The 5,549-nt window shown below is 56.3% G+C and carries 4 protein-coding genes and 1 pseudogene; all 5 read right to left on the bottom strand.

What is annotated here, in order from left to right; all coding sequences use genetic code 11:
- Window positions 1-133: 133 nt before the first annotated feature.
- Window positions 134-703 carry a type I-F CRISPR-associated endoribonuclease Cas6/Csy4 gene (gene cas6f, locus OP496_RS16480; RefSeq protein ID WP_280564875.1) on the bottom strand — a complete coding sequence of 190 codons (570 nt, stop codon included), beginning with the start codon at window positions 701-703 and terminating at the stop codon, window positions 134-136.
- A gap of 3 nt (window positions 704-706) precedes the next feature.
- On the bottom strand, window positions 707-1,738 hold the full coding sequence (gene csy3, locus OP496_RS16475; protein ID WP_280564873.1) for a type I-F CRISPR-associated protein Csy3: 1,032 nt from the start codon (window positions 1,736-1,738) through the stop codon (window positions 707-709).
- A 14-nt stretch (window positions 1,739-1,752) separates the two neighbouring features.
- Window positions 1,753-2,715: a type I-F CRISPR-associated protein Csy2 gene (gene csy2, locus OP496_RS16470; protein ID WP_280564872.1), complete on the bottom strand. Its 963-nt coding sequence runs from the start codon at window positions 2,713-2,715 to the stop codon at window positions 1,753-1,755.
- Window positions 2,708-4,075, bottom strand: a complete 1,368-nt coding sequence (csy1, locus tag OP496_RS16465) for a type I-F CRISPR-associated protein Csy1 (protein WP_280564871.1) — start codon at window positions 4,073-4,075, stop codon at window positions 2,708-2,710. The genes csy2 and csy1 overlap by 8 nt, the downstream gene beginning before the upstream one ends.
- Before the next feature lie 402 nt (window positions 4,076-4,477).
- Window positions 4,478-5,549: pseudogene (locus OP496_RS16460) on the bottom strand (type I-F CRISPR-associated helicase Cas3); the annotation flags it as partial.

Genomic DNA, 5,549 nt, shown 5'->3' with positions numbered 1-5,549 from the left:
GCACTGGAGCTTATCATAGCTAAATGCCTGATTGTTAAAGAGCATTCGTGCAAAGAAAGCGCCACACCCTTTTGCAAGGGGTGGCGCTAGGTCATTGATTTATAAGGCACTTAAAAGAAGCGCCAAAAAAGGGTCAAAACCACGGCACGGTCGCTTCACGGCTCAACCCATAGTGATTGAAGTGTCCAGCCTCAGGCTCGTCCAGGGGGGCGCCGTGTTCGATAAACAGTGCAAAGCGTTGACCACTAGAACTACTGTTTACTTGCACGAACGGCAGTGAAATCTTGCGTTCTGCGGGGGCCGATAGGCACTGGCGCGCTTCTTCTTCGCTGATGTCGTGGCGACGTGCGTAACGCTTGACCCGGCTTGGGCCGCCCGTATTGAACTGCCGCCGTGTAACACGACAATGGCGCGTCGCCGCCGGCACCGGTGCAATATCGGCAAGCTCGACGTGGTCACGCATGCCTGCCAACCATGAAAGCGCCAACAGTTGCTCGAGCCGCTCTTTTCGCGCATGTAGCCGCAACCGATCACCCGGCGTGCGTGCCCGCACGCCGGTTTTGTGATCGGGCAGGCTCACGCCGATATCATCGGCCTGCAGATCATAAAGCGCCCGATGGAGCTTGCTGTAGAGTGCGTTCATCAGCATCGACGCCGGAAACTCCGGGTCCGGCCGTAGCCGAATATCGAGATAATGGTCCATGGCTTACCCCGCTTCGCCGAAGACACCACCGCGAATCAAGGTCGCCATGACGAAGTGCTGTTGTTCCGTATTCGGCACTTGATCCTTGATCATCCAGTTATCCAGCAGCGAATAAAAATCCACTTTCTGCTTGGGCTGGCGATAGGCGGTGCCCTGAGTGGTCACGGAGCCATAGGGCTCAACGGCGATGGGGCCAAGACCGCTGCCATTTTCCGGCGCCGGATACCAGGTATCGATGGTGCGAATGGCATTGCCCAGCTTCTGGGAGTGAATCGCTGCCACATCGCCAACACTATAGAGTGTCTTGCTTTTATCGCCCCGCCCGCGCTCCAGAATCAGCTCTTGTGAGGGGAAGACTTCCTGACCGTTACCGACATGCGCAAAGGCAATCACTTCCAGAATCAAATGACGCTCACCCGCGAGAGCGTCTGCAATATCCTGCGCCAACTCCGAGGTTTGCGTATCACTGTCAAAACCGCGAAGTGACAAACTCAGTGCATCGAATGTCCATTCTTTGGCGACGTGCCCCTTTTCCATGCGCCGAATGCGTACCTCGACTTGTTCGGCGCCGACACGGTTACGCCACAAAAAACGCCCATTCGCCAAATTGTGAGCATAACGCCGCGCCAGTTCACCAAACCCTTGCGCCTTCACATAGTCCGCAACGGCCTGTTGCAACTTGACTTGATAGTCGGCGTTATTGCATGCCGATGGCGTACCCGCGCCGCCCAGTACACGTAGTGTGAAACGCGCCATCAACGTATCGGTGTCATGGGGCAAGGTGGCGACATCGACGGTCTGAAGGTTCGGGTTTTCGATGGCGGCATCGAGCTTCGCCGGATCTTGTTCCTTTGCCTTGAGGCGGTTGGAGATCGTACCGCGTACCGACTTTTCACGAACCGTGACCGATTGCCAATCCTCCAGCGCATCGCGCCGCGACCATTGCCCGGCATAGAGCAATGCATCGGAGGGATCGAGCTTACGCTCGAAAGCGAGAACGGAAGCAGTTTTCAAAGCATCGTCTTTCTTAGCCATTGTTGAGCTCCTTGTCATTCGGCGCGATGTGCGCGCTGGGCATAGTCGTTGTTAAGGCGATAAAGGCCGTCGTCGAGGTCATTATCGACGTACCAGAGCAAGTCTTCGGGGCACGTCAAACGGTGAGGGCTAATCCACTGCCCGATGGAGTAGATACTCTCCACGAAGCGAAACGGAATCTGCGTATCTCGCGCATTCGCTACGCTACCCGGCTCGAATTCTTCGGAAATGGCGCCATAACCTATCGGAATCGGCACCAGCCAACCGGGATAAGGGCGCCGTACTTCCCAGCTCACCTGTTCACTCTCGGGGTCGACATGGCACTCATGGTTGAGGCGCGATAGATCGAGCCAGGCATCCAGCGCCGTCGCGTTTTCGTCTTGGGCTTGAAGAGTCCCGGTGTGCTCGGCAAGACGATCATCGCGTAACACCAAGGCAAAACCTGGCAACCAACGGCGTTTCAGACGCTTGAACTGTTGTTCGCGCTCACCCGAATCGTCATCCAGTGCGATCCACATCGGGCGTTGCCGGTTAGGGGCAACATTAGGGTTGGGCATTACGCTACCACCTGCTATGCGCATACCGGCCACGATATCCCCCGCTTGTTGTGCAATCTGCTGACGCTGCTCGTCCGTCGCCTTGGCAGTGATCGCAAATATCAGGGTGATGTCCAGATGGACACGCCCTTCTTCGACAATGGAAGCTGTACCACCGGTTTTATCGACAGGGTTGCGAGTGAGGTGAAACGCGCGGGTATAACCGCCTTCGGTCGCTTGTGCCTCGACGTCGTGACAGATCACCCCAACACGTTCCAACGATACGTTGATATCCGCCGCCGCCAGCTTGCGTTCCAGCGCATGCATCATGCCCACGAACGCACTCATGGCCGGAAACCCCCACGTCATCGGGCTGGAAATCGCGTTAGCGTTTTGGATGCGGAGACGCGGCAGTACCAGAAGGTTATTAACGCTACTCATTGGCTTCCTCCTCCTGCCAATCGTCGAGACTTTCCAGATCGTCCATCAAGGTCTCCATCCAGCGGCGGTCACTATCAAGCAGGCGTTGCTGAGTGGCATCCCGGGCAAGTTCCTTGTGCCAATGGCGAAATTCCACATCTCCCAAGGGTAACTTGCCGCCAAGTGCCGCATTGAGCCAATTGGCGAATCGCCGTCGAATCTCGTCAGGCCAGTTGGTGCTATTGCGGGCGTCGCGAAATTCGCGATCGTCCCGCGCACGGCCAGGGTCCAGCCAGAAGGCTTCTTCTATCGCCAGGCGACAGTTTTCGTCGGCGCTCCAGCTCGGTGGAAGTCCGTGCATCTGCATCGTGAATAGCGCGAGTTCATCCAGGATCATGGCGGTGTAGTCATCGCGCAGATCACGGGTATGCATATCCGTGTTGGGCTTGGTTTCCAGACATCGCTTCAGGTCACCGACCAGTACCCGCACCTCCTTGCGCCAACCAAATATTCCGGGGTCGTCTAGTACTGACTCGACTTTCAGCGGTGGACGAATATCGCGAACGTTCCAGCTAGGCGGTAGCGAAGCTAAAAGGTAGTTATTACCGACCCGCTCACTATTCAATTGCGAGATATTCTGTGGCTTTGTGCCACCCATTTTCTGCACAGCAAGATCGGGATAATCATGCACATTTTGCTCGGCGAAATCCCCTTCGCGCTTAGCTCTCCGCGTTGCTTTGGCCTCGTCGCTAAACCGATCATGACTGAGCGTCTGAAAGACTTGATGTGCCAGCGAGGTCGCATAGAGCGGCGCCAGTAGATGAAAGTCATCATCATCGGCGGCATCTTCCCCCGTCATCCAGTACACTTGCTTGGCAAGGGTATGGGAGGCGTGCTCACCGCGAGGCTCGGTAATACCAGCAAAGGCGTTCATCCACGCTTGTGATTGCTCGGGAATGTCACTCAAGGCATGCTCAAGCTCAGTATCCCCTTCTAATACCCGTTCCAGTAGCGATTTGCCGTCACACTCGAGTTTCAAGAATTTGTATACATCGAGCGCAGCAGCATTACCGACGACATCGCCATCGAAATCCGCCGGTAACACATGGCTTCCCACCCCTTGATGCTTAGCCAGAGACTCTGGGGGCGCATAGAGATTAGAGCCCTTTGCATCTGGATGAATAGGTTTGAGCGAGTGGGTTACGACTTGCAACTGGCTGACACGCCGCGCAGCGTCTTGGAGCCAGTTTTCACGCTGAAACTGTTCAACCAGCGCTTGGTACTTGGGATCATCGGTAGCCAGTTTTTCCGCTTTGGTATCGAAGCGCTCTTTCAAGAACGCGTCAATTAACTCACGGAGCTCCTGCCAGCCACCAGACATAGTCGGCATAACATGTCCTTACGAGATGAGGCTTGGTAAAAACAAGCGCTAATGGGACAATAAACTCCGAGGCAAAAACCTCGGAGCTGTTTGGGTAGAAATCTATACCCTCCTAACGGAGCAATAGCCAATCACCCTCTCACCTCCTTACTGCTACAGCACAGCTATCAGACCATTTTTGTCTCGCCACTGGGCGGCCGCCACCGCCCAGTGACTTCAAGCCTAGCAGTCAAAAGGTAAAAGTCAACCTATCATCTTACACTATCTATAGATTCGTTAGTCTTTCCTTTGTCGCCCTGTGCTATGATCTTATGCCTGCCGAAAAGCAGCTCAGAAATATCACCTAACGCTATCAATTGTTTGCTGCCGCACAGGCAGCGCAGGCTGGCCTCAGGCCAGCCCTCACTTTTTCACAAACCCCAACACGGGGTGATAACGCCAGCCATGTGTGCTCTCGGGCGCATTGACGGTGCCGAACGTGCGTGCGGCTCTGTCGAGCGAGATATCCAGGTCTTCGGCAAGGTCGGCAAGCGCGGTCAGGTAGTCATCGGCGCCCCAGGGCTGAATGCGCTCGCCCCGTTCATGCGCCAGGTCTATCCGCGCCATCAGGCTTTCTTCGACTTCTACGTAGAGCGTTTCGCCACGTTTGGCGCCATCTTCCACGCGATGCAGTGTCCAGGTTTCGCCGCCTTCGTCGGGCAATAGCGCGAGCGCTACATCTGTCTGGGTAGGTTGGCGAAAACGCTGACGCTGGGTGAGTACGCCGGTCAGATGCATGCGCGGCACGGCATACCAGCTATAGGCACCCAAGGGTGGTGGTGACGGTTCCATACCCAGCCTGCGTTCTTTCTTGGTCAACGGTTGCGTGGGCGGTTCCAGCATCTGCGTTATCAACCGCTGGTGCTCCATATCAACCAGGCTATCGCGAGGTGATAGCGTCTCGCGCGCCAGCATGCGTGGCCGAGCGTCGATGATCTGATATTCATCCGGCGCGAGCAGCGCATTCAACGAGTGATTATTGAGTCGCCAACCCTCATCGGTCTCGAATCCCGGACGCTGAAAAGCGAGTCGCCCAGGGTCTTCCAGATGCTTGAGGTTGGTCTCCAGGAGCTGGATATTCGGCGTGTCGCAGCGTTTGTCGCGATGGCGCCATACCCGCCCGGCCAACTGGATGATCGAACGCATGGAGGAAGGCTCGACAATCGCCCAGTCATAGTCGTGGTCGCGCCCGACTTCGGTGACCGGGCTCCCGAGCACGATAAATAGGTGGTCGGTTTCGTCGCTGCCGTCGAGTAGACGTCGGATATCGGCCTGCTCGAACACGCGATCAGGCTCTGCTCGCTGCAACGTGCGGTCCAAGCGGCGTTCGATTTCCGAGCGCATCACCAGCGGATGCCGCGAGTGGTACACGCACAGATGAATGCGTTGCCCAACGCAGGCGCCTTGTTGGAAGAGCGATCTGGCGACATCGACC

This window comes from Chromohalobacter sp. 48-RD10 (assembly GCF_029889785.1).
In the GTDB taxonomy this organism is placed as follows: Bacteria; Pseudomonadota; Gammaproteobacteria; order Pseudomonadales; family Halomonadaceae; genus Chromohalobacter.
The sequence above is the reverse complement of the archived record's forward strand: the minus strand, read 5'-3'. Positions and strand labels throughout refer to the sequence as shown.

What these genes read in the sequence shown, in the direction of transcription:
- csy1 (WP_280564871.1), bottom strand. Translation starts at nt 4,075, where the DNA reads ATGTCTGGTGGCTGGCAGGAGCTCCGTGAGTTAATTGACGCGTTCTTG.
- csy2 (WP_280564872.1), bottom strand. Translation starts at nt 2,715, where the DNA reads ATGAGTAGCGTTAATAACCTTCTGGTACTGCCGCGTCTCCGCATCCAA.
- cas6f (WP_280564875.1), bottom strand. Translation starts at nt 703, where the DNA reads ATGGACCATTATCTCGATATTCGGCTACGGCCGGACCCGGAGTTTCCG.
- csy3 (WP_280564873.1), bottom strand. Translation starts at nt 1,738, where the DNA reads ATGGCTAAGAAAGACGATGCTTTGAAAACTGCTTCCGTTCTCGCTTTC.